Genomic DNA, 22,514 nt, shown 5'->3' on the forward strand with positions numbered 1-22,514 from the left:
ACCTAACCGAATGACGGCGTGTCAAGCCGGCCGCGGGGCCGTGACCGGCCTGGCGGACCGGTGGTCGTCGGGCCGGTGCGCGCGTGGGGGATGCTGGGTCCGTGCACATCGCGACCCTCGGCCCACTCGCCGTCGACGGCCAGCCCGTTCGGGGTGAACGGCTCGCGGCAGTGCTCCGCGCGCTCGTCGACGCGCGGGGACGGGCGGTCTCCGTGAGCCTGCTCGTGGACGCCGTCTGGGACGGCGCGCCACCCGACGACGCGACCGGCGCCGTCCAGGCGCTCGTGTCCCGGGTGCGCCGTCTCGGGCTGCCCGTGGTCGCGGTGCCGGGCGGATACCGGCTGCCCGCCGAGGAAATCACCGTCGACGCGGTCGAGGCGCGCGCGCTCGTCGATCAGGCGGGCACCGTGCTCCGGTGCGGTGACCTCCGTGCCGCCCGCGCCCTGGCCGATCAGGCGCGGGCCCTGTTCCCCGAGGTGCCGGAGTTGGTCAGCGCCGAGGACACCCGCCTGTTCGCGGAGGTCGCCGCGCTGCGCGCGCAGGCGGCACTCGCCGGCGTGGGCCCGTTCGACGAGGTCGACCTGGGCCGACTCGTCGCGCGGACACCGCCGGACGAGCCGTCCGCCGCCCTGCTCGTCCGGGTGCTGGCCGCGCAGGGACGGGAGGCGGAGGCGCTGGAGGTGGTCGAGCGGCTCCGCGCCGACCTGGCCGACCGGTACGGCACCGACCCGTCGCCCGTGATCACGAGCGTCCACCTGGCGTTGCTGCGCGGCGAACTCACCGCACCGCCCGTCGCGGCGCCGCCCCGGCAACCGGCGCGGATCACGCTGCCCGCCGCGTGGCGCCGCCCCATGGCCGCCCTCGTCGGGCGGGAGCGGGACGTCAGGGCCGTCACCGACGCGCTCGCCGAGACACCGGTCGTCACGATCGTGGCGACCGGCGGGGCGGGCAAGACCCGGCTCGCCGCCGAGGTGGCCAGGCGCACGGCGGCGGGTGGGCGGGCGGTACGCGTGATTGAACTCGCTGGCCTGCGCTCGCCCGACGAGGTGCTGCCCACTGTGCTCGCCGCGCTCGGCGGCGCGGACACCACGGCCACCGGCGGCAACCTGGGTCTGGAACGGCGGGTCCTCAGCCCTGAGGAGCGGCTGCGCGCCGTGGCGCCGGACCTGGACGGGCTGGTGGTGCTGGACAACTGCGAGCACGTGCTCGACGCGGTGGCGGTCGTCGTCGCGGACCTCGTCGCGGCGGCCTCGCCGGAGGTCGCGGTGCTCGCGACGAGCCGCGCCCCACTGGGCCTGGTCGGCGAGCTGGTGCACCGGCTGACCGCGTTGCCGGACGCCGACGCGCTCGCGCTGGTCGAGTCCCGGGCACGGGCCGGTGGCGCCGTGCCGACCTGGGACACCGAGCGGGCGCTCGCCCTGTGCCACCGGCTCGACAACCTGCCGTTGGCCCTCGAACTGGCCGCCGCGCGACTGCGGCACATGCCGATCGACGACGTGCTCGCCGGGCTGACCGACCGGTTCGCGCTGCTCGACGACGCCCTGCGCGGCCTGCCCGAGCGGCACGCGAGCCTGTGGGCGCTTGTCGACTGGAGCAGGGAGCTGCTCGCCGAGGCCGACCGGGACCTCCTCCAACGGGTCGCGGTCATTCCCGCGCCGTTCACAGCGGACCTCGCCGCCGCCGTCGCGCAGGCGCCGGACGTCCGTCGCGGCCTGGCGACCCTCGTCGAACAGTCCCTGTTGACCCTGGTCGAGGGGGACGGTCCGCCGCGCTACCGCATGCTCGAAACGGTCCGTGAGTACGGCGAGGCCCGGCTGGACGCGGCCGGCGCCCGGGATCAGGCCATGGCCGGCCTGGTCCGGTGGGCGCGGGAGCAGGCCGTCGCGCTGGCCGCCCGCTTCATCGGCCCCGGCCAGGTCGAGGCGCTGCACCGTTGCGCCGCCGAGCAGGACAACCTGGTTGCGGGCCTGCGGTGGGCGATGGGAGCGGACGACGAGCCCGCCGCAGTCGACGTCGCCACCGCTTTGTTCCACCTCTGGTCGGTGCGGGGCCTGCACCTGGAGGTCCTCGCCTGGGCGCGCGGGCTGCTGCACATCGACGACCCGCAGCGGCGGCTGCGGTCGGCGATCCTGCGCGGCGCGGCCAGCGGCCGGCCGCTGCCCAACGCCGACCGGCTGGCCTGGACGTGCGTGGTGATCAGCGTGAACGCCGGCGTCAGCGCCGACCTGCGGCCCGCCGTTCTCGCCCGGCGGGCGCTGCGGACGCTCCAGACCGAACGTCCCGGCGAGGTGTCGTCCCGGCTGACCGCTCTCGCGTCGGCGCTGCCCGGCTTCGACGCGTCCGATCCGGAGCAGAGCCTGAAGAGCGCGACCGAGATGGTCGCGCACCCGGACCCGTACGTGCAGGGGCTGGGGCTTTTCGCGCGCGCGGCGGTACGGGAGAACGGCGGCCTGCCGGAAGCATCGATCAGCGACGCCGAGCAGGCTTACCACCGCTTCGAGGCCGCCGGCGACCACTGGGGCATGGCGATGGCGGCGGGTGCGGTCGGGCAGTTCCTGGTCCCGGGCGGGGACGCCCGGTCGGCCGAGTGGCTGACCCGCAGCGTTCGGCACATGGAGTTGGTCGGTGCCACGCAGGACGCGCGGTCGATCCGGGTACGGCTGGACGTGCAGCTCGCCCTGACCGGCGACGCGGACGCGGAGCGGCGACTGGGCGAGACGGCTGCGCTGGGCCAGGCCGAGCAGATCGACGCCGCGCAGGCGCTGCTTGGCCTGGCGCACCTCGCCTGGCAGCGTGAGCGGTACGACGAGACGCTCGCCCACGCCGACGAGGTGACTCGTGTCCTCGCCGGCTGGGTCGGGCCGCAGCCACAGCCGCGCGTGATGCTCCGAGCCACGGCGGCGATCATCTACCTGCGGGTGGCCCAGGTTGGGCGGGTGTCGGGCAACGACGCCACCGTCCAGGCGGCCGCGATGCTGTCGCTCGCCCGTGACGATGCGCTGACCTCGCGGGACCTGCCGGTGATCGGGGCGTGGGCGTCGGGCGGCGCGGAGTTCGCGGCGTACCGGGGCGACGCCGACACCGCCCGCGAACTGGCCGTACTCGCCAAGCGGATCGGCACCCAGATCGAGATGTTCTTCCCCTTTGAAAACGGCGAACGGCTCAACGCCATCCTCGGGAACGAGGAGCAGCGTGAGCCGTTGCTGGCCGCGTGGCGCGAGCGGCCACCCGCCGCGGCCGTGAGCCGGATCCGCGAGCTGATGGACGACCTGCTCGCGTAGGTCAGATCTTCTTGCGGTACGCCCGCAGCGCCAGCGGCATGAACACCGCAACGAAGCCGGCGCACCAGGCGAGCGTCCACCACACGTGGTTGCCCAGTGGGGTGCCGAGGAACAGCCCGCGTACCGACGCCACCAGGTGGGTCATCGGGTTGACGTCCACGAACGCCTGCATCCAGCCCGGCAGGGTGTCGGCGCCGACGAACACGTTGGACGCGAAGCTCAGCGGCATGATCAGCGCGAACATCACACCCTGCACGGCGCCCGCGGTCCGCACCTTCATCGACACCAGCACGGGCAGCCAGCTCAGGCAGAGCGCGAACAGCACAGCGAGCAGACATCCGGCGATCGCCCGGAACGGGTCGGTGTCGATCCGGAAACCCATCACGTAGCCGATCGCGAGGGTCGACACGGTGACAATGACGTACCGGACGACGTCGCCGAGGACCGCGCCGACCAGTGGGGCGGAGCGGGGGATCGGCAACGACCGGAACCGGTCGAAGATGCCCTTGGCGATGTCGGTGTTGAGGTTGACGCCGATCGCGATGGCGCCGGTCGCGATCGTCTGCGCCAGGATGCCGGGCAGCAGGAACTGAAGGTAGTCGTGGGTCGATCCGGCGACGGCGCCGCCGAAGACGTACACGAAGATGATGAGGAACAGCACCGGTTGCAGGGTGACGTCGATGAGCGCCTCGGGCGTACGCCAGGTCTTGATGAGGCTGCGCTTGGCGAGCGCCAACGAGTGCCGGACCAGCCGGAACGGCCGAGGGTTCGGCGCGGAGTTCGAGAGCACGCGGCTTCTCGGGGGCGCGGTGTCGGTCAGAGTGCTCATGCCGCGACCTCCGTGGGGCGGGTGGTGTCGTCTTCGGATGCCGTACGCCCGGTGAGGGTGAAGAACACCTCGTCGAGGCTCGGCAGGTGCAGGGAGAGTTCGGTGACCGCGATGCCGGCAGTGGCGAACCGCGCGACGCTCTCGGTCAGGGCCGCGTCGTCGGTGACCGGCACCGCGAGCACACCCTTGCGGATCTCGTCGGCCTGCGCACCGGAGCCGACCTGGGTCAGGATCTCCGCGGTGCGAGGCAGCTGCGCCGGATCGGACGGCCGGACCTCCAGGGTCTGCCCGCCGACCACCCGCTTGAGGCCTTCGGGGGTGTCGTGCGCGATGACCCGGCCATGGTCGATCACCGTGATCGCGTCGGCGAGCGCGTCGGCCTCCTCCAGGTACTGGGTGGTGAGCAGCACCGTCGAACCGTTGTTGACAAGCGTTCGGACCACGTCCCACATGTCCTCGCGCTTGGCCGGGTCGAGCCCGGTCGTCGGCTCGTCCAGGAAGATCACGTCGGGGGAGCCGACGAGGCTGGCGGCCAGGTCCAGCCGTCGCCGCATGCCGCCGGAGTAGGTCTTGGCCTGACGGTTCGCGGCATCGGTCAGGTCGAACCAGTCGAGCAGTTCGGCGGCCCGTCGCCGGGCGCCGGTGCGCCCCAGCTCCAGCAGGGTGCCGAACAGCTCCAGGTTCTGCCGCCCGGTCAGGTCCTCGTCGACCGAGGCGTACTGGCCGGTGAGGCCGATACTCTGCCGAACGCGCTCGGCGTCCCGTACCACGTCGAAACCGCTGATTCGGGCGGTCCCGCCGTCCGGTGTGAGCAGGGTGGAGAGGATGCGCACGGCGGTGGTCTTGCCGGCGCCGTTGGGCCCGAGCACCCCGAGCACCGTGCCGCGGGGTACGGCGAGGTCGACGCCCTGAAGCGCCCTCGTCTTCCCAAATGTCTTCACGAGGCCCTCGGCCTCGATCACCAGGTCAGCTGTCATGCGCCCAGTCTGCGCGGGCCCGCTGACACCGCCCCGACACGCCACCGACACCGGCTGACACGGGCTGACACCGGGGCCGCGAGGAACGCCCCGCCTGCGCCGATCTTGCAGTTTCGGTTGCCGAAAAGCGCGGACCGCACCCTGTGTCGGGACAGCAAGTGCAAGATCGCGGAACGGGGCGAGGCACCACGGACACGGGCCGGCCGGGCCCCCTCGCGGGAGCCCGGCCGGTGCGGTCGACGCCGTCGTAGAGCTGTCCGGAGCGCAGCGGGGGGGAGGTGCTGCGCGCGGGAGAGGTAAGGACGGCGTGACCGCGCTCCGCGCGGTGGTCCACCTGCTCAGCTCGGTAGGCGGCCCCGCGTGGAGACGAAGTGGTACGACATGACGGCGAATCCGGGGTCGCGGAGCAGCCGCCGGAAGGCGTTCAGTTGGTTGGGCGACAGTCCGGCCGCCAGCAGGTCCGGTTCCAACTGGCGGGAGTTGGTCTCGTAGAGCGAGGTTCCGGTCGATCCGCCGGCCCAGCTCTGCGAGTGGGTGATGGTGTCCAGGTCGGTCAGACCGGCGAGGGCCATCTCGGTGTGCACGTCCTGCGCCCACCCCAGGTCGGCGCCGTGATCCTCCAGGACACCCATCATGGCGTCCATGACCTGCGCGAAGAGCTTCGCGGCGTCGTCGCTGGGCGCGGTCAACACCCGCTGCGGCGCTGTGCAGTCGAACTCCTCGACCACCAGCCACCCGCCGGGCGCCAGCGCGCCGGTGAGTGTGCGCAGGACCCGTCGTCGATCGGGGAGGTGCAGCAGCACCAGCCGGGCGTGGATCAGGTCGAACGCGTCCCCGGGCGGCGGTTCGGTGCGCACGTCGTGCTGGCGTACGTGCAGGTTGCCCTCGGCCACGAGGTGTGTGGGGTCGATGTCGGTGGCCAGCACGTGGCCGTCGTCGCCGACCGCGCGGGCCATCCGTCGGGCCATCGAGCCGCCACCCGCCCCGACCTCCCAGCAGGTCGCACCTGGCTCCAGCACCGGGCGGGCCAGCCGCCGCGTCGTGATCGGGTCCAGGAAGGACTCCAGCGCGTGCATCTGGGGAACGGCGTCCGGTGCGCCGTTGTCGAACGTGTACGTGTCATCGCTCGTAGCGGTTGTCATCGGTGTCTACCTCTCCGTGAAGGGTCGGGTGACTACGGGGTGTCGGCCCAGAGCCGAGGCGTCGATCGGTTGGCCGGGGGCGGCGCAACGGCGGCGACGCTCAACATCGCCGCCAGTGGGGCCGGATCGCGGCGGGCCTCCGCGGTCGGCCGGTCGTAGACCACCCGGCCGTACTCGAGCACCGCCACCCGGTCCGCGATCTCGATGGCGTGCTGGAGTTGCTGCTCCACGAGCAGCACGGTCAGGCCGTCGGCGGCGAGACCGTTGACGAGTTCGCGGACCCGCGCCGCCAGGTCGGGCGAGAGGCCCTCACATGGTTCGTCGAGCAACAGCACCCGGGGTTGGCCGAGCAGCGCACGGGCTATCGCCAGCATCTGCTGCTCACCGCCGGAGAGTTCGCAGCCGCGGTGTCGCAGCCGCACCGCCAACCTCGGCAGCAGTTCCAGGGTCCGGGCGACCGTCCAGCCCTCGCCGCCGGAGGTGGGGGCCCGCCACGGCGCGGCCGCCAGGTGCAGGTGCTCGGCCACTGTCAACCGGGAGAAGACCCGGCGGCCCTGCGGGACGAGGCCGACACCGGACTGGGCGATGCGATGTGGTTGTCGGCCGGCGACGTGCACGCCGCCGATCTCGATGCGACCGCTGGACGCGCGAACCAGCCCGGCGATGGTGTGCACGAGCGTGCTCTTGCCCGCCCCGTTGCGGCCCACCACGGCCTGGATGCTGCCCGGGCGCACCCGCAGGCTGACCTCGTGCAGGACGATTCCCCCGCCGTAGCCGGCGCAGAGGCGATCCACAGTGAGCATCAGGCCACCCCGTCGGCGTAGGCCTGCCGCACCAGCGGCGAGGTACGGATCTCGTCCGGTGTGCCGGCGGCCAACGTCTGACCGTCGCGCAGCACCGTGACCGTGTCGGAGAGGGCGTACACCAGGTCCAGTCGGTGCTCGACCAGCAACACGGCGACCGCCCGGGGCAGCGCCTGGAGCAACTCGACCAGCCGGCCGACCTCGATGGCGGACAGCCCGGCCGCCGGTTCGTCGAGGAGCAGCAGGCGGGGGCGACCGGCCAGGGCCATCGCGATCTCCAACTGGCGTCGTTGTCCGTGCGCGAGGTGCCCGGCGGGCACCGCCGCGACGGCGGTGAGCCCCATCTGGTCCAGCAGCGGGCCGGCCAGGCGCTGCGCGGCGCGTCGGCGTCCGCCCGGCCACCACCGGTGGCGTGGGATGACCCGTGGCAGCGCGGCCACCACGACGTTCTCCGTCGCGGTGAGCGTGGAAAAGACAGCGGGTCGTTGGTGGATGCGGTTGATGCCCCGCCGCGCCCGGGCCGCCGGGCCGAGCCGACCGACGTTCCGTCCGTCGAACCGCACCGTGCCGCGCTGCGGCCTGGTGGACCCGCCGATCACGTTGAGCAGGGTCGTCTTGCCGGCCCCGTTCGGGCCGATCAGCGCGTGCCGCTGGCCGTCGTGGATGCAGAGGTCCACGCCGTCGAGCGCGGCGAGCGAGCCGTACCGCACGCTGACATCCTGGGCTTCCAGCAGGCCGGTCATCGGTGCAGCTCCGCAACGGTGGCCTGATCAGAGGCGGCTGGCTGGTCCGGCCGTAGCGCCGGAACGCCCGGCGGGCGCAGCCGACCCCGGGCCCGGTTGACGCCGGTGGGCAGCAGGTAGACCGTCGCCACGAACAGCGCGCCCAGCACCAGTGGCGCGTGGCCTGGCAGCACCCCGAACAGCCAGTCCCGGACGGCGATGACCAACGCCGCACCCACCAGGGCTCCGCCCACCGAGGCGGTGCCACCGATGACGACGCCGAGCAGCAGCAGCGCGGACGTGTCGAAGCCGAAGTCGGCGGGGGAGATGTACTGCTGGGCGACGACCAGGAGCGAGCCGGCGGCACCGGCGATCGCCCCGGCGACGATGTGCGCGCCGGACAGGTGCAGCCCCACCCGGTGTCCGCTGGCCCGCAGCCGCGTCTCGTCGTCGCGGCCGGCACGCAGCACCAGCCCGGCTCGGGTACGCAGCAGCACCAGCACCACGCCGACCAGCGTGGCCACGACGGCCAGGGCATAGAGGTAACGGGCCTGATCGTTGGCCAGGGCCGGGAGCCCCCAGAACGGGCGGACCGCGGGGATGCCGGCCAGCCCGTCCGTGCCACCGGTCACCGAACGCCACCGCCCCAGGACGATGACGACGAGTTCCCCGATCGCCAGGGTGATCATCAGGACGATCACCCCTCGGGCGTGCACGACGAGCGGCACGGTGAGCGCTGCCAGCAGCGCCCCGGCGGCCGCCGCGACGACGAGCTGCACGACGCCGACGTCGGAGACTCGGCTGCCGACCACGGCGCACGCGTAGGCGCCCGCCGCGTACGGTGCGGTCTGGCCGAGGGTCGGCATGCCGGCGACGCCGGTGAGCAGCGCCACGCTCACCCCGACCAGGGCCAGCGCCAGCGTCCGGGCCAGGATCGACGTGGTGTAGTCGTCGACCACCCAGGGCGCCACGACCAGGCCGACCAGGACGAGCGCCGCGATGCCGCCCCGAACTCGCCGGATCACCTCACCCCTCATGCCGGCCTCCACCTGCCGGCCAGGCCACGCGCCCGCACGGCCAGCACGGCCGCCATGGCGGCGAACAGCAGGAACGGCGCGGCGGACGGCAGCAGTGCCACTCCCAGCGTCTGGATCTCACCGATCGCGAGCGCGGCCAGCAGGGTGCCCGCCATCGACCCGAGACCACCGAGGACGACCACCACCAGGGAGAGCAGCAGCACCGTGTCAGCGGTGCCCGTGCCGGGGCCGATGATGGGCGCGCCCAGGACCCCGGCCGCGCCGGCCAGCGCACCGGCGGCGGCGAGCACACCGGCCCGGATCCGCGCCGGACTCACGCCCAGACAGGCGACCATCTCCGGGTCGTCGACGGCCGCCCGGACCAGCATCCCGGCCCTGGTGCGTCGCACCACCAGGTAGAGGGCGGCGGCGAGCACCGCGGCGACGACGATGAACACCAACCGGTACGCGGCGTAGCGGTGGCCGGCGACCATCACCGACCCCTCCAGGGCGGAGGGCACCTGGACCTGCGGGTTGTCGGGCCCGAAGCCGGCGACGAGCAGGCTGCCGCCGGCCAGCGCCACTCCGAACGTCAGCAGCGCCTGACTCAGGTGATTGCCGGCGGCGACCGGTGTGAGCAGGCCGGCCAGCAGCACCCCCGCCGCTGCGGCGGCCAGCACACCGACGGCGAGGGCCAACGCCAGGCTCGCCCAGCCGCCGTCGAGCAGCGCCGCGGCGGTATACCCGCCGATCGCGTAGAGCAGGCCGTGCGCCAGGTTGAGGATGTTGGCGACGCCGAAACAGAAGACCAGGCCCGACGCGGCGACGAACACGAGCAGCCCGTAGGCGACTCCGTCCAACGCCGGGATCAGGTACGGGTCGATCCGGTTCGTGCCGGCCGCCACCGCTATCACCGGCCGACGGTCGCGAGGTCACCCACGACGGTGTTGGACAGCGCCCGGCCGTCCTGGCGGACCTGCCGCAGGTACCACTTCTGCACCGGGGAGTGCGTGGTGGTGGAGAACTGCCAGGTGCCGCGCGGGCTGGCGATCTGGCCAAGTTGGCCGATGGCCGTGTTGATGGCCTCGGGGGTCGGGTCGCTTCCGGCGGCGCCGATCGCCCGGTCCAGCACCGCCGCCGCGTCGTACGAGGCCAGGGCGTAGGTCGTCGGAGAACCGTCGTGCTTCGCCTTCCACGCGGCCACGAAGGCGCGGTTCTCCGCGTTGTCGAGGTCGGGCGAGTAGTTGAGCACCGAGTAGATGTCCCGGGCGGCCTCGCCCTGCGCGTTGAGCACGCCGCCCTCGGTGAGGAACCCGGCCGCGTACAACGGGATGTCCTTGATTTCCGACTGCGCGTACTGCTTCACGAAGTCGACGGCGGCGCTGCCGGCGTAGAAGGTGTAGACGGCCGCCGCGCCCGAGGCCTTGATGCGGGCGAAGTACGGGAGGAAGTTGGTGGTGGCCGGGAACGGGGTGAAGGTCGTCTTGCCGTCGGCGTTCGCGAGCTTTCCGCCGATCTTGCCGAACGCGTCGGTGAAGCCGCGCAGCTCGTCCCAACCGCCCTGGTAGTCCGGGCCGATCGCGTACACGGAGCCCTTCACGTTGTCGCGGACGTGCTGGGCGATCGCCTCCCCGGGCTCGTCGGAGAGGTACGAGGTGTGCCAGACCCGGGAGACGTCCTTGAGCTCCGGCCGGCCGTTGGAGCCGACCAGTGGCACCTTGGTCTCGTTGAGCACCGGGGTGACTCCGGCGACCGAGCCGCCACCGACGATGCCGGTGAGCGCGGACACCCGGTCCTGCTTGAGTAGCTTGGTCGCCGCCGGGACAGCGGTCTGGGCGCCGTTGCCCTCGTCCGCGACGATGAGGTCGACCTGCCGGCCGCCGAGCTTGCCGTCGTGGGTGTCGAGGTAGAGCTGGAAGCCGTCGCGGATCTCCGTACCGACCGCCTGGTACGTCCCGGACAGCGACGCGAGCAGGCCGATCTTTATCGAGCCGCCGGCGCTCGTGCCCGGAGCGTCGTCGCCGCAGGCCGTGCTGGTGGTCAGCACGGCGGCGAGCAGCGCGGCGGTGAGGGCACGGCTGCGCCAAGGCGTGGTGAGAGGCATGTCTAACTCCAGAGGAAGGGGAAGGGGTCTCCGGCGTGGGGGCGCCGGGGTGGTCAGCGGCTGCGGGCGAGCGCCGCTCGGGCAGCGGGGGTCAGCGCGTCCCCGATGCGGTTGGCCAGCTCGGTCATCTCGTAGGAGACCTTGCCCACGTCGCACTCGGGCGCGGCGAGCACCAGCAGCGAGGCGCCGTCGTTGAAGGCCATGGAGAACATGAACCCGCCCTCGAGCTGGGTGACGTTGGAGATCACCGCGCCGGCGTCGAAGAAGGCCGCCGCCCCCCGCAGCAGGCTGACCAGCCCGCTACCCGTGGCGGCCAACTGGTCGGCCCGGTCCGGAGGCAGGTCGCGGGTGGCGGCCACCATCAGGCCGTCGCTGGAAATGGCGATCGCGTGGCTGACCTCGGTCGCGCGCGCCGCGAAGTTGTCCAGCAGCCAGCCGAGATCCTGTTGGTCGGTCACGTGCACTCCTGTCGCGTCATTTGTTGCCGAGGTTGATCGGGGTGCGCCGGCGGTTCGCCACGCCCCGCGCGTACGCGGCCATCGCCGTGGCCACCTGTGCCGGGTCGCGGTACTCGGACCGTTGCTGCTGCTGGGGCACCGTCACACCGCCGGGCACGAGGTGCCGTTGCGGTTGCCGTTTGGGCAGGCCGGAGTTGGTGGTCGTGGCGACCTCGGGGGTGTGCGCCTGGGCGGCCGTACGCCAGGCGTCGTCGGCGGGGCTGGACCACTGCTGGCCGTTCTGGCCGTTCTGGCCGTTCTGGCCGTTCTGTCCGTCGACGACGTCGTTCTGGAACCAGTGGTTGACCTGTTCGAAGATGAGGAGCTCCTCGGTGGGCGCGTCACCCCGGTCCGGGGGTGGGGGAGCCGCCGGTCGGAAGACCGGCGCGGCCGGCAGGGTCCGTTCGGCCGGCGGGCGTCCGGCGGTGGGTTCGGGGCGCGGCTGGTACGGCGGCGGAGGGCTGGGCGTCCGCGCTGCCCGCCGCGAGAGGCGGCCGGGCGCGAGCAGGTACTCCTCCGGTGGCAGCGACCGGATGATCGCCGCGGGCAGTGTCGCCTCGGCGAGGATGCCGCGTCGGGGGCCGCGTCGCAGTTGGACGGTGGCGCCCAGCCGGGCCGCGAGCTGGCCCACGACGACCAGCCCCATCGCCCGCACGGCGGCCACGTCGATGGCCGGTGGGCGGGCCAGCAGCTCGTTGAGTTGCTGCATCCGCTGCGTGGACAGCCCCACACCCTCGTCGCTGATCTGGACGATGACGCGGTCTCCCAGGCTCCGGCCGCTCACCCAGGTCTCGCTACCCGGCGGCGAGTACGTCGTGGCGTTGTCCATGAGTTCGGCGAGCAGGTGCACGACCTCGTCGACGGTCTTGGCGGCCACCGCGACGTCTCCGTCGATCATGCCGAGCCGGACCCGTGCGTAGTGTTCGATCTGGGACAGCGCCGCCTGGAGCACCTGTTGCAGCGGAATGTCGCGCTGGCGTACGCGACCCACGCCGACGCCACCGAGCACCAGCAGGCTGGCGTTGATCCGGCCCATCCGGGTCGCCAGGTTGTCCAGTGTGTATAGCTGGTCGAGCCGGTCGGGGTCGGTCTCGTCGCGCTCGACCAGGTCGACCTGGGCCAGGACGGCGTCGACCAGTCGCTGTTCGCGGCGGCTCAGGTGGATGAAGATGTCGGCGGTGTTGGCGCGCATGACGGCCTGTTCGGCGGCGGTCCGCACGGCGGCCTGGTGCACGGCGCTGAACGCCTGGCCCAGTTCGCCGATCTCGTCGTCGCTGGACGGTTCGAGGGCGGCACTGGACTGCTGGTGGGCGAGTTTCTGTGGGTCGACTGTGGCGCTGCCGGGCTGTTGGAGCTGGGCCACCACGGCGGGGAGCTGTTCGAAGGCCACCGCGTTGGCCGCGTCCCGAAGCCGGCGCAGCCGTCGGGTGATCTGCCGTGCGACGGCCCAGGTCACCAACGCGGTCAGGATCAGGGCCAGGAGGACGCTGGCCGCCTCGGCCACGGCTCGGCGGCGCTGGTCGGCGTGCGCGGCCCGAACGTCGTCGCGGACCGCGTCGTCGACCCGGGCGCGCAGGTCGGCCAGCCGGGCGGCGCGTGTCTGGGTGGTGGACACCCACGCGTCGGTCTCCAGTTTCAGCTGCGAACCCGGCTGGGCCCGGGACACCTCGTCCTGCATCCGTTGCAGGGTGAGCGCCTCCTTGCCGGTGCCGGCCTGCTCCCACCAGATGCTCCACTCGGGTGGGGCCAGGGCCAGGAACGACAGGCTCGACTCGGTGTAGCTGGTGCGGGCGGCGGTGATGTCCTGCTGCATGGCCGGGGTCAGCTCGCCGCCCGCGACGGCGCGCAGAACGGCCACCTGCTGCTGACCGATGGCCTCGGCCGTCTTCGACAGCGCGGCCGAGGCCCGGATCCCGTCGGCGAGTGGGGCGTCCACCACGCCGTGTGAGACGTTCTCCCGGAAGTTGATGAGGTCGGCGATCGCGATGCGGTAGCTGAAGGTCATCGCCGACACCGACGCGTGCGTGGCGGTGCGCACCTGGGTGCGCAGCGGGGCGAGGCCGTCCAGGGCCGCGTCGATGCGCCGCAGGAGAGCCGAACTGGTGCCATTGTCGGTGGACAGTCGGTCACGCTGCCCGCGGTAGCGGGCGACGGCGTCATCGGTGGCGGCCATCTCCGCGCCGAAGGTGTCCTGCTGCTCCGGCCGGGCATAGGTGAGCAGGTCGGCGGCGGCGATGCGTTCGCGTTGCAGCCGGTAGGCCAGGTCGCCGGCCTCGGCACCGACCTGCGCCAGGATCTGGAGGTCGCTGGCGCGGGCCGTCTGGCGTGCGCTCTCGGTCAGCGCGAGACCGGCGAAGCCGATCACGGCGACGAGCGGGGCCGCGACGATGAGGCGCATCCGACCGGCTATCTTCCAACCGCGTCGGCGGGTCGGGTAGGGTCTGGCCGCGTGGGACCGGGTGCTCGACGCCAAGATTGACTCCCACGACTCGTCGATGACGGTCTATCCGCACGTTGCCGAATGCAAGTCCCATTCGGCCGGAAGCCGCGCTCGTAGACCAGACCTGGCCGTGGTACAAACTGCCCGTACCAGCATCTGTACCCAAAGTCAGCGGCCGGTGACGCCGCGAGGTCGGGCCGGATTCGTCGGGTCAGCGCTGGTTGTCGAGGGGTTCGGCCGACGGGTGCCGCCGCTCCGGTTGATCCGGTTCGGGTTGGCCGTTGAGCACCTGGCCGATCAGCTCACGCAGCTCGTCGATCGCGTCCACCACGGCGCCCGGGTCGCGCGCGTCACGCCGTCCACGCTGGCGCGGCACCTGCCGATCCAGCCGGGCCGGTTCCGGCGCACGGGGGCCTCGGCGACCGTCGGCCGCCAACTGCTCGGCCGCGACCTGCGGCCACAGCGCGGCCAGCCGGCCTCCGGTGCCGAGCACGTCGTCGCAGCGCAGTGCAAACTCGTGACTGCCGAACCGGCGACCTGACTCGACCGCCGCGACCGTCTCCCGGCTGAACCGCACCAGATCCGCCAGGGCTCGTTGGGTCAGACCCTGTTGGACGCGGCAGTCGCGTAACTCCCGCCGGAACCGCTGACTGGCCGCAGAGTGAGCCGAGCTCGACGGGGACGTGTGCTCCATGCGCTCACCTTCGTGGAACGGACATTCAGCGGCGGACACCAGATCGAGAATGGCCGATGAGCTGAACATTCACAGAGGGCAATTCTTAACCCAGGACGCGATGGGTGTGAAGATGTTCACCGGTATGGATCGTCGGGAAAAGCGGGAAAGGTGCGCGCCGGACCCCGCGCCGACGCCGAGGTGCGCCGGGTGGAACGGGTCAACGACGGCCCACCCCACCCTCGACCGGCCCGCAGGTCAGCACCGCTGGCGCCCGCGCCCGCTCAGGCGGCGTGCACTTCGGCCGTCGCGCCAGCGCGTGCCGTCGGCGTGTCCGCGGACGCCGGAACGTCGATTATCGCGAGCAGCGTGCGGTGCGCCCGAAAGGCGACATTGGGTTTGTACGCCCGATGTTGCTCCGGTGACAGCCTCAGCCCGGGAATGGCTTCGGCGAGCCGGCTGAGGGCGATTCCGGCTTCAAGTCGCGCCAATCCCGCACCGATGCAGAAGTGTGGACCGTGGCCGAACGACAGGTGATTTCCCACATCGGCCCGGTGTGGGTCGAACCGGTCCGGGTCATGGAACGCCGCCGGGTCCCGGTTCGCCGCTCCGATCAACAGCAGGCAACGCGCCCCGGCGGGGATCGTCACCGACCCCACTGTGACATCCCGGGTGGTCACCCGCAGCCAGCCGTCGATGGCGGGCGCGAACCGGAGCGTCTCGCCCACGAAGGCGGGGACGAGCCCCGGGTCCGCGGTGATCGCCGACCAACGCTGGGGATCGGACAGGGCCTGGTCGAGGGCGTGCGCGAGCAACCCGGCCGTGGTCTCGTGACCCGCGACCAGGAGATTGAAGGCAAGGCTCGCCACCTCGGGCACCGTCAGCACACTGTCGTCGTCGTCCCGGTAGTCCAGGGCGCGGCTGATGAAGTCCTCGCCCCGCTGTCCACTGTCCACCCGCTGGCGGACGAGGTCCTCGCAGTAGTGCCAGAACTCCAGCAGGCCCTGTGCCAGGCGTACCTGCTCGGCCGGGTCCGGCTGCCCCCAGATGAGGGCGATCTGGCCGTCCGCCCAACTCCGGATCCGCCCGATGTCGGCGTCGGGCACCCCGAGGATGTCCAGGACCACCAGCAGGGGCAGCTCGGTCGCGAACTCCGGGATCAGGTCGACCTGATCGCCCTGGCGGGCAGCGAGACGGGACACCAGCTGGTCGACCCGGCGTCGGATGATCGCCCCGTACTCAGCCTCGACCCGCTCGGCGGTGTTCGCGAAGGTCGCCCGTAGGGCCCGCCGGGTGCGTGGGTGCGCCGGTGGGTCCGCAGCGGCCGTCGTGGGTGGCGCGTCGATCTGCATGATGACGTTCAGTGCCGGCGGGCACACCTCGTAGACCGGGGCGAGGGTGAGGGCGTTGGCGAATGTGGTGGCGTCGGCGAGGGCCCTCCGGACGTCCGCGTGCCGGCTGATCAACCACAGGCCCAGATCCTCGGCGTAGTGCACCCCGTCGGGATCGTCGAGAATGCGCCGCCACATGCTTGCCGGATCGGTGAGATAGACCCCGGCGAACGGATTCAACCGCATGGAAAGCCTCCTGATGCACACGGCGCGAAACCGGCAGCGCCCCCATTTGGCGATCCACTTCAGCCGGGCCGATAATGGTGTGCATCTGCCTCTGGCTCTTTACGGTGCGCTGGCCGGCCGTACAAGTCAAGATTGGTTCTTGTCTATTTATTGGTCGGCATAATTGCGTGTTGCAACAGCCGAGCGAACCTGGCCAGATGCAAGTTGCGGCACGGTCCTTGCCATGAAGACGACCCCGCCGGACGGTGCAATCAACTCGCCGCTTTCGCTCATGACCGGGGAAACGACCCCCGAGACGACGAGTGACGCCGGAGTCCGGTCACCGACCCCGGCGGAAGGAGCCGGCGCTGACGGAAGGAGCCGACCCCGGCGGAAGGGGCCGGCCCCGCGACACCGTCCACGCGTCGCGGGGGTTCCGGCCCATGCCGGAACCCCCGCGCTTCTTCTAGTCGTGACGGCCCGGTCAGCGCGCAGCGGTCAGGGCGCCCACGGGGCGGCGATGCTCCAGGTGCTGTCGGCGGTCCACGATGTCGGCGTGTTGTACGCGTCGCCGCCGGCGCCGTTGCTGAGCCAGACCTCCGCGTTGTAGTGCCGCAGGTACTTACCTCGGAAGTTGTACGACTCCAGCGACACGCCGGTGCCGGTCAGGCCGGTACGGGCGCACCAGGTGGCGTCGGCGCGCAGCAGCGCGGAGCCGTCATCCGGCGAGTTGCGGACCCGGGAGTTCTGGTGGCGCAGGTACTGCCCGGGAAAGTTGACCGACTCGAACGAGTAGCAGCCGGCGCCGGTCAGGCCGGGCCGGATGGTGTACGTGGCGTCGGCCTTGAGCAGGCTGGAACTCGCGGCGTCGACCACCTCCGTGTAGGCCAGGCTGTCCTGGTGGCGTAGGTAGCGGTTGGTGAAGCCCGGCGTGGTCACCTGCAACGACCGGCGGGTGTTGACCGGCAGGGCGACAGGTGCCGAACTGCCGACGGCCTTCGAGGCGTTGATCAGGGCGGTGTTGGCGGCGCGCACCCGCGCCTGGTCCATCTTGATCACCTGCCGGTCGTAGGTGAGGAACCCGTTGAGCTCACCCTCCAGGTCGGTGATCTCGGTGTAGATCGAGACGCTGAGCCCCTTGCCGAGCATCAGGTTCTGGGTGCCCTGCACCAGCCCCACGTACCGGTCGGTGAGCGCGCTCGAACTGGACTGCCACTCGTACGCGAAGAAGCTGCCGTTCGGGCTGTACTCGTGGCCCGGCGTGTGCAGGCCCAGGCCGCCGAACTCACCGAGCACCGCGATCCGGCTGCTCGAGGGTACGGGGGAGTCCGGGCCGAGGTAGACGTGCCAGTCGTCGATGTCGCCGTTGCCGGGGTTGCCGAGGGACTGGCAGCAGTTGTGGCCGCTGTGCGGGTTGACCAGACGTGTCGGGTCCTGGTTCTTGATGTTCTGCGCGACCCGCCGGGTGTCGGCGAGGGACCGCTCGCCCCAGCCCTCGTTGTAGGGCGTGTACGCGATCACGGCAGGTGAGCTGCGGTGCTCGTCGACGATCTCGCGTGCCTCGGCCTCGAACTGCGCCTGCTGGGCGTCGGTGGGGTCGACGTCCTGTGCGGTCAGCGACGGGATGTCCTGCCAGACCAGCAGGCCGAGCCGGTCGGCGTGGTAGAACCAGCGCTGTGGCTCGACCTTGATGTGCTTGCGCACCATGTTGAAGCCCAGGTCCTTGTGCTTCTGGAGGTCGAAGGCGAGGGCGGCGTCGGTCGGCGCGGTGTAGAGCCCGTCCGGCCAGAAGCCCTGGTCGAGGGTGCCGACCTGGAACACGAACTGGCCGTTGAGCTTGGGGCGCAGCACCCCGTTGACCAGGCCGGTGGTGATCTCCCGCATGCCGAAGTAGTGCGTGGTCCGATCCACGGTGGCACCGGTGGCGCTGCGCAGGGTCACCCGGAGGTTGTAGAGGAACGGGTCGTCGGGTGACCATCGGCGGGCGTTGGGCACCGGCACGCTGAAGTCGGTGAAGCCGCCGGTGGCCGAGCCGACCACTGTGGCGCCGTTCAGCGCCTCGGCGAGCACGCTGTGGCCGCTCACGTCGCCGCGGGTGAAGACCCGGACCCGCAGGGTGTTGTTGCTCAGGTTCGGGTAGACGTCCACGCTGCTGATCGAGGCGGCGGGCACCGGCTCCATCCACACCGTCTGCCAGATGCCGGAGCTGGGGGTGTAGAAGATCCCGCCAGGTGTCTTGGTCTGCTTGCCGATGGCGGGCAGGCTGCCGTTCTGCCGGGTGTCGGTGGGATCCCAGACCTTGACGACGATCTCGTTCGTCCCGGTGGTGAGCTGGGGAGTCACGTCGAAGGTGAAGGCGTCGTAGCCGCCGGTGTGCGCGCCGACCCGGACACCGTTGACCCAGACGGTGCTCTGCCAGTCGACGGCGCCGAAGTGCAGCAGGGTGCGCCGACCCGACCAGTTCGCCGGGATGGTGACGGTGCGTCGGTAGAACAGGTAGTTGCGGTTGTCGTTGGCGGCCCGTTGGATGCCGGACAGGGCGCTCTCCACCGGGAAGGGCACGTTGACCCGCTCGGGCAGGTTGGTGCCGAACTGCGGGGCGTCGTCGGTCGTCGACTGGCGTAGCTGCCACTCGCCGTTGAGGTTGAGCCAGTCCGGCCGCGTCATCTGGGGTCGCGGGTACTCGGGCAGTGGTGTGCCGGCCAGCGCCTGGCTGGTCCAGGGGGTGCTCAGTGGTGGCGTCTTGGCCGGTGCGGCGTACGCCGGTGAGGCGGGCGCGGCGAGAACGCCGGCGACCAGGGCGATGGCGAGCAGCAGTGGCAGGGCGGGGCGGATGGGGACGTGACGTGTCATGCCGTCTCCGGGGGACGAGTCGCCGCGGGCAGTGCAGCCAGGCCCGAAGCGCGTGGGTGGTGGGCATCGGGTGGTCATTGACGGGGGGCGGGCGTCAGCGACGGATGTCGGTGGGATCTCCACGCGCCAACGGTGACCGGCATATTGACATCCATCATCACCTGTATAACGTTATAGAGCCGCGCCGGCCCTCCCGTCAATGCTTGTTCATCAATGTCCGGTCGGCCCGCCGGTCGTATTCGCGAAAGGTTGGAGGATGGGCGTCAACCTGAAGGACATCGCCCAGCGCGCCGGTGTCTCGCTGGCCACGGTCTCGAACGTCGTGAACGGGTACCGGCCGGTGGGGGAGCGGACCCGCCAACGGGTGCAGCAGGCGATCGACGAACTCGGCTACAGCCCCAACCTCGGCGCCCGGCATCTCCGCCGGGGCCGTACCGGCCTGATCGCCCTGGCCATCCCGGAACTGACCAACCCCTACTTCGCCGAGCTCGCCGAGATCGCCATCTCCGAGGCCGCCGCGCTCGGCTACACGCTCGTCATGGAGAACACCGCCGCGGACCGGGAGGCGGAGCTGGCGCTCCTCGACGGCTCGCGACAGCGCATCATCGACGGCCTGATCCTCAGCCCGGTGCGCGTCGGCCGGGAGGAGGTGCTGGCCCGGACGGCCGGCAGCCCGCTCGTGCTGATCGGTGAGGGCGTCTACGACGTGCCGCACGACCACATCGCCATCGACAACGTCGCCGCCAGCCACGCGGCGATCCGGCATCTCGTGGCGATCGGCCGCCGCCGGATAGCGTTCATCGGCGCCACCCCGGGCGGTGACCGGCAGTCGGCCCACCTGCGGGTCCGGGGTTACCGGGAGGCACTGGCAGCCGCCGGTCTGCCGTACCGACCACGGTTGGTCGCCCGCACCGACGCCTTCGGCCGGCTTGACGGCATGCGGGCAATGCATGACCTGCTCGCCCTCGGTGACCCGCCGGACGCCGTGTTCGGTTACAACGACCTGGTCGCCATCGGCGCGCTGCGGGCGCTGGCCGAGGCCGGTCACCGGGTGCCCGAGGACGTCGCGGTGGTCGGGATCGACGACATCGAGGAGGGACGGTTCACTGCCCCGACCCTCACCACTATCGCCCCGGACAAGAGGGAGATCGGTCGTCTCGCGGTACGCCGTCTCGTCGCCCGCATCGAGGGCGCGGAGGTCGCGGGGCCGCTGACCGTGCAGACACCGTTCCGGCTTCTCCGTCGGGAGAGCACCGGCACGCCGGACGCCTGACCACAGTCGCCCGCAGGCCCTGCGACGCGCCGCGCGAGATCCATACCGCCGGTGGTACGACCCAGAGAGGATGACCCACTAGATCCATAGACCTCAATATGATGACCGCTATCTCGACTGCGGTGCGCTCACGAGGCGTGCCATCCTGATGCGGAGGAATGCATGGTTCGCTGGCGTACCCTCACTGGCCTGCTGGCCACCGCGTTGGCCGCGGTGACCGCGGCCAGCCTCACCCTCACCGCGCCGGCCGCCGCGGCCGACAGCCCCGTGACGCCGAACGTCGTCGGCGGCACCCGCGCCGCTCAGGGCGAGTTCCCGTTCATGGTCCGTCTCTCGATGGGCTGCGGCGGGGCGCTGTACAGCGCCCGGCTGGTGCTCACCGCGGCGCACTGCGTGGGCGCGACCGGCACCAACACCAGCATCACCGCGACGCTCGGGACGGTCGACCTCCAGTCGTCCAGCCGGATCACCGTCCGGTCCAACTACGTCTACCGTGCCCCCGGCTACAACGGCGCCGGCCGCGACTGGGCGCTGATCCGGCTGGCCAGCCCCGTCACCGGGCTGAGCACGCTGCCGATCGCCAGCACCACCGCGTACGACAGCGGCACCTTCACCGTCGCCGGCTGGGGTGCCGCGCGCGAGGGCGGCGGCCAGCAGCGGTACCTGCTCAAGGCGACAGTGCCGTTCGTCAGCGACTCCACCTGCAACGCCAACTACGGCGGGGACCTCATCCCCGCCCAGGAAATCTGCGCCGGCTACGCCAGCGGCGGCACGGACACCTGCCAGGGTGACTCGGGCGGCCCGATGTTCCGCCGCGACGCCTCCAACGCCTGGATCCAGGTCGGCATCGTCAGCTGGGGCAACGGTTGTGCCCGGCCCAACTACCCGGGTGTCTACACCCAGGTGAGCTACTTCGCCTCGTCGATCGCCTCGGCCGCGGCGAGCCTCGGCGGCTGACCGTACGACCGCTCGGGCGGCCCGGACGACACGGTCCGGGTCGCCCGTTCGTGCCGTCCCGGGTGGGCGGCGAGTGGGCCACCCGACAGAAACGGCGGGCCGTCCCTGCGCCGCCGGCCGCAGCGGCGATGATGGGCCGGTGAAGATCCTGTCCATCCAGTCGTCGGTCGCCTACGGTCACGTCGGCAACTCGGCGGCGGCCTTTCCGCTGCAACGCCTCGGGCACGAGGTCTGGCCGGTCCTGACTGTGCACTTCTCCAACCACACCGGGTACGGCGCGTGGCGGGGCCCGATGCTCCCGGCGGCGGACGTGGCGGAGGTGATTGCGGGCATCGAGGACCGTGGGGTCCTCGGCAGCGCCGACGCGGTGCTCTCCGGCTATCAGGGCGACCCGGCCATGGGCGCGGTGATCCTGGACGCGGTGGCGACGGTGAAGGCGACCAACCCGGCGGCGGTCTACTGCTGCGACCCGGTGATGGGCGACGCCGGCCGGGGCATGTTCGTCCGGCCGGGAATTCCGGAGTACCTACGCGACACCGTCGTGCCCCGCGCGGACATCATCACGCCGAACCACTTCGAGCTGGACTTCCTCGCCGGTCGTACCACGAACTCGCTGGCCGAGGTGCTCGACGCGGTCGACGTGGTGCGTGCGACCGGGCCACGGCACGTCCTGGTGACCAGCGTGCTCCACGGCGACCTGCCTCCGGACTCGCTGGAGGTGGTGGCGGTCTCCGACGAGGGCGCCTGGGCGGTGACCACGCCGCTGCTGCCGATCAACCCGAACGGTGGGGGCGACGTCACCGCGGCGCTGTACCTCGCGCACCTGTGGACGACCGGCTCACCCGCGACCGCGCTGGAACGCACCATCGCCTCCGTCTACGCCGTGCTCGAAGCCACTCTCGCGGCGGGCACCCGGGAGATCCAGCTGATCGCGGCGCAGGACGTGATCGCCGACCCGCCGGCCCGGTTCACCGCCCGCCGGCTGCGCTGACGGCGGGTCGCTGACCGCGGACCGGCTGCGCTGACGACGGTCGCTGACCCCGGACCGGTGGCGGTCAGCGGCCCTCGGGAACGGCCATCTCGCCGAGCAGCGACCAGTCCTCCTGCGGCACCGTGGCGTTCACGATCCGCGGCGTCTCGGCCAGGTGCGGCGGCAGGGTCTCCTGGGCCGCGCGGAAATGCGCGGACTGGACGTGGGCCGCGCCGGCCTGGTCGTCGCGGAACGCCTCGACCAGCACGTACTCGGTGGGATCGTCCAGGCTGCGGGACCAGTCGAACCACAGGCAGCCCGGCTCCGCCCGGGTCGCCTCGGTGAACTCGGCGGCGATCTGCGGCCACCGGTCGGCGTGCTCGGCCAGGACCCGGAACTTGGCGGTAATGAAGATCATGGC

18 protein-coding genes are annotated in these 22,514 nt (G+C 71.8%); 4 read left to right on the forward strand and 14 right to left on the reverse strand.

All coding sequences use genetic code 11. The features are described 5' to 3' along the window. Positions 1-101: 101 nt before the first annotated feature. The gene (locus ACQRWP_RS07550; RefSeq protein WP_430501423.1) at positions 102-3,281 is read left to right on the forward strand and encodes a BTAD domain-containing putative transcriptional regulator; all 3,180 of its coding nucleotides are present in this window, start codon (positions 102-104) and stop codon (positions 3,279-3,281) included. 1 nt (position 3,282) lies between these two features. Here ACQRWP_RS07550 and ACQRWP_RS07555 read toward each other — a convergent pair whose 3' ends face one another. The 13 genes from ACQRWP_RS07555 to ACQRWP_RS07615 form a co-directional block, all read right to left on the reverse strand. Next, positions 3,283-4,110, reverse strand: a complete 828-nt coding sequence (locus tag ACQRWP_RS07555) for an ABC transporter permease (protein ID WP_430501424.1) — start codon at positions 4,108-4,110, stop codon at positions 3,283-3,285. Beyond that, positions 4,107-5,087 carry an ATP-binding cassette domain-containing protein gene (locus tag ACQRWP_RS07560; RefSeq protein ID WP_430501425.1) on the reverse strand — a complete coding sequence of 327 codons (981 nt, stop codon included), beginning with the start codon at positions 5,085-5,087 and terminating at the stop codon, positions 4,107-4,109. The genes ACQRWP_RS07555 and ACQRWP_RS07560 overlap by 4 nt, the downstream gene beginning before the upstream one ends. Before the next feature lie 338 nt (positions 5,088-5,425). Continuing rightward, positions 5,426-6,229: a methyltransferase domain-containing protein gene (locus tag ACQRWP_RS07565; protein WP_357185683.1), complete on the reverse strand. Its 804-nt coding sequence runs from the start codon at positions 6,227-6,229 to the stop codon at positions 5,426-5,428. Between the two features lie 32 nt (positions 6,230-6,261). Beyond that, entirely contained in the window at positions 6,262-7,032 is a 771-nt protein-coding gene (locus tag ACQRWP_RS07570; protein ID WP_430501426.1) for an ABC transporter ATP-binding protein, read from the reverse strand. Then, positions 7,032-7,775, reverse strand: a complete 744-nt coding sequence (locus ACQRWP_RS07575) for an ABC transporter ATP-binding protein (protein ID WP_430501427.1) — start codon at positions 7,773-7,775, stop codon at positions 7,032-7,034. The genes ACQRWP_RS07570 and ACQRWP_RS07575 overlap by 1 nt, the downstream gene beginning before the upstream one ends. Next, the gene (locus ACQRWP_RS07580; RefSeq protein WP_430501428.1) at positions 7,772-8,791 is read right to left on the reverse strand and encodes a branched-chain amino acid ABC transporter permease; all 1,020 of its coding nucleotides are present in this window, start codon (positions 8,789-8,791) and stop codon (positions 7,772-7,774) included. Before ACQRWP_RS07580 ends, ACQRWP_RS07575 begins: the two co-directional genes overlap by 4 nt. Next, the gene (locus ACQRWP_RS07585; RefSeq protein ID WP_430501429.1) at positions 8,788-9,684 is read right to left on the reverse strand and encodes a branched-chain amino acid ABC transporter permease; all 897 of its coding nucleotides are present in this window, start codon (positions 9,682-9,684) and stop codon (positions 8,788-8,790) included. The genes ACQRWP_RS07580 and ACQRWP_RS07585 overlap by 4 nt, the downstream gene beginning before the upstream one ends. Then, positions 9,681-10,874: an ABC transporter substrate-binding protein gene (locus tag ACQRWP_RS07590; protein ID WP_430501430.1), complete on the reverse strand. Its 1,194-nt coding sequence runs from the start codon at positions 10,872-10,874 to the stop codon at positions 9,681-9,683. The genes ACQRWP_RS07585 and ACQRWP_RS07590 overlap by 4 nt, the downstream gene beginning before the upstream one ends. A 53-nt stretch (positions 10,875-10,927) precedes the next feature. Further along, entirely contained in the window at positions 10,928-11,332 is a 405-nt protein-coding gene (locus ACQRWP_RS07595; RefSeq protein ID WP_030490280.1) for a roadblock/LC7 domain-containing protein, read from the reverse strand. Between the two features lie 16 nt (positions 11,333-11,348). Then, positions 11,349-13,769, reverse strand: coding sequence for a sensor histidine kinase (locus ACQRWP_RS07600; RefSeq protein WP_430501431.1), 2,421 nt, complete (start codon positions 13,767-13,769; stop codon positions 11,349-11,351). Between the two features lie 253 nt (positions 13,770-14,022). Continuing rightward, entirely contained in the window at positions 14,023-14,505 is a 483-nt protein-coding gene (locus ACQRWP_RS07605) for a helix-turn-helix transcriptional regulator (RefSeq protein ID WP_430501432.1), read from the reverse strand. 263 nt (positions 14,506-14,768) lie between these two features. After that, positions 14,769-16,061 (reverse strand): cytochrome P450, encoded by a 1,293-nt coding sequence (locus tag ACQRWP_RS07610; protein ID WP_430501433.1) that lies wholly within the window; start codon positions 16,059-16,061, stop codon positions 14,769-14,771. Between the two features lie 477 nt (positions 16,062-16,538). After that, positions 16,539-18,893, reverse strand: coding sequence for an AbfB domain-containing protein (locus ACQRWP_RS07615; protein ID WP_430501434.1), 2,355 nt, complete (start codon positions 18,891-18,893; stop codon positions 16,539-16,541). A 256-nt stretch (positions 18,894-19,149) separates the two neighbouring features. Here ACQRWP_RS07615 and ACQRWP_RS07620 point away from each other — a divergent pair, with 256 nt between their 5' ends. The 3 genes from ACQRWP_RS07620 to pdxY all read left to right on the forward strand — a co-directional run bounded on the left by ACQRWP_RS07620 (position 19,150) and on the right by pdxY (position 22,114). Next, a complete protein-coding gene (locus tag ACQRWP_RS07620; RefSeq protein ID WP_430501435.1) occupies positions 19,150-20,166 on the forward strand; it encodes a LacI family DNA-binding transcriptional regulator in 1,017 nt (338 codons plus the stop codon). Between the two features lie 162 nt (positions 20,167-20,328). Continuing rightward, positions 20,329-21,123, forward strand: coding sequence for a S1 family peptidase (locus ACQRWP_RS07625; protein ID WP_238678438.1), 795 nt, complete (start codon positions 20,329-20,331; stop codon positions 21,121-21,123). Between the two features lie 139 nt (positions 21,124-21,262). Continuing rightward, the gene (pdxY, locus tag ACQRWP_RS07630) at positions 21,263-22,114 is read left to right on the forward strand and encodes a pyridoxal kinase PdxY (RefSeq protein ID WP_112602567.1); all 852 of its coding nucleotides are present in this window, start codon (positions 21,263-21,265) and stop codon (positions 22,112-22,114) included. Between the two features lie 64 nt (positions 22,115-22,178). Here pdxY and ACQRWP_RS07635 read toward each other — a convergent pair whose 3' ends face one another. Next, positions 22,179-22,511 carry a putative quinol monooxygenase gene (locus ACQRWP_RS07635; RefSeq protein WP_430501436.1) on the reverse strand — a complete coding sequence of 111 codons (333 nt, stop codon included), beginning with the start codon at positions 22,509-22,511 and terminating at the stop codon, positions 22,179-22,181. Between the last annotated feature and the right edge of the window lie 3 nt (positions 22,512-22,514).

It is taken from the genome of Micromonospora trifolii (assembly GCF_050516465.1).
GTDB classification, from domain to species: Bacteria; Actinomycetota; Actinomycetes; order Mycobacteriales; family Micromonosporaceae; genus Micromonospora; species Micromonospora trifolii.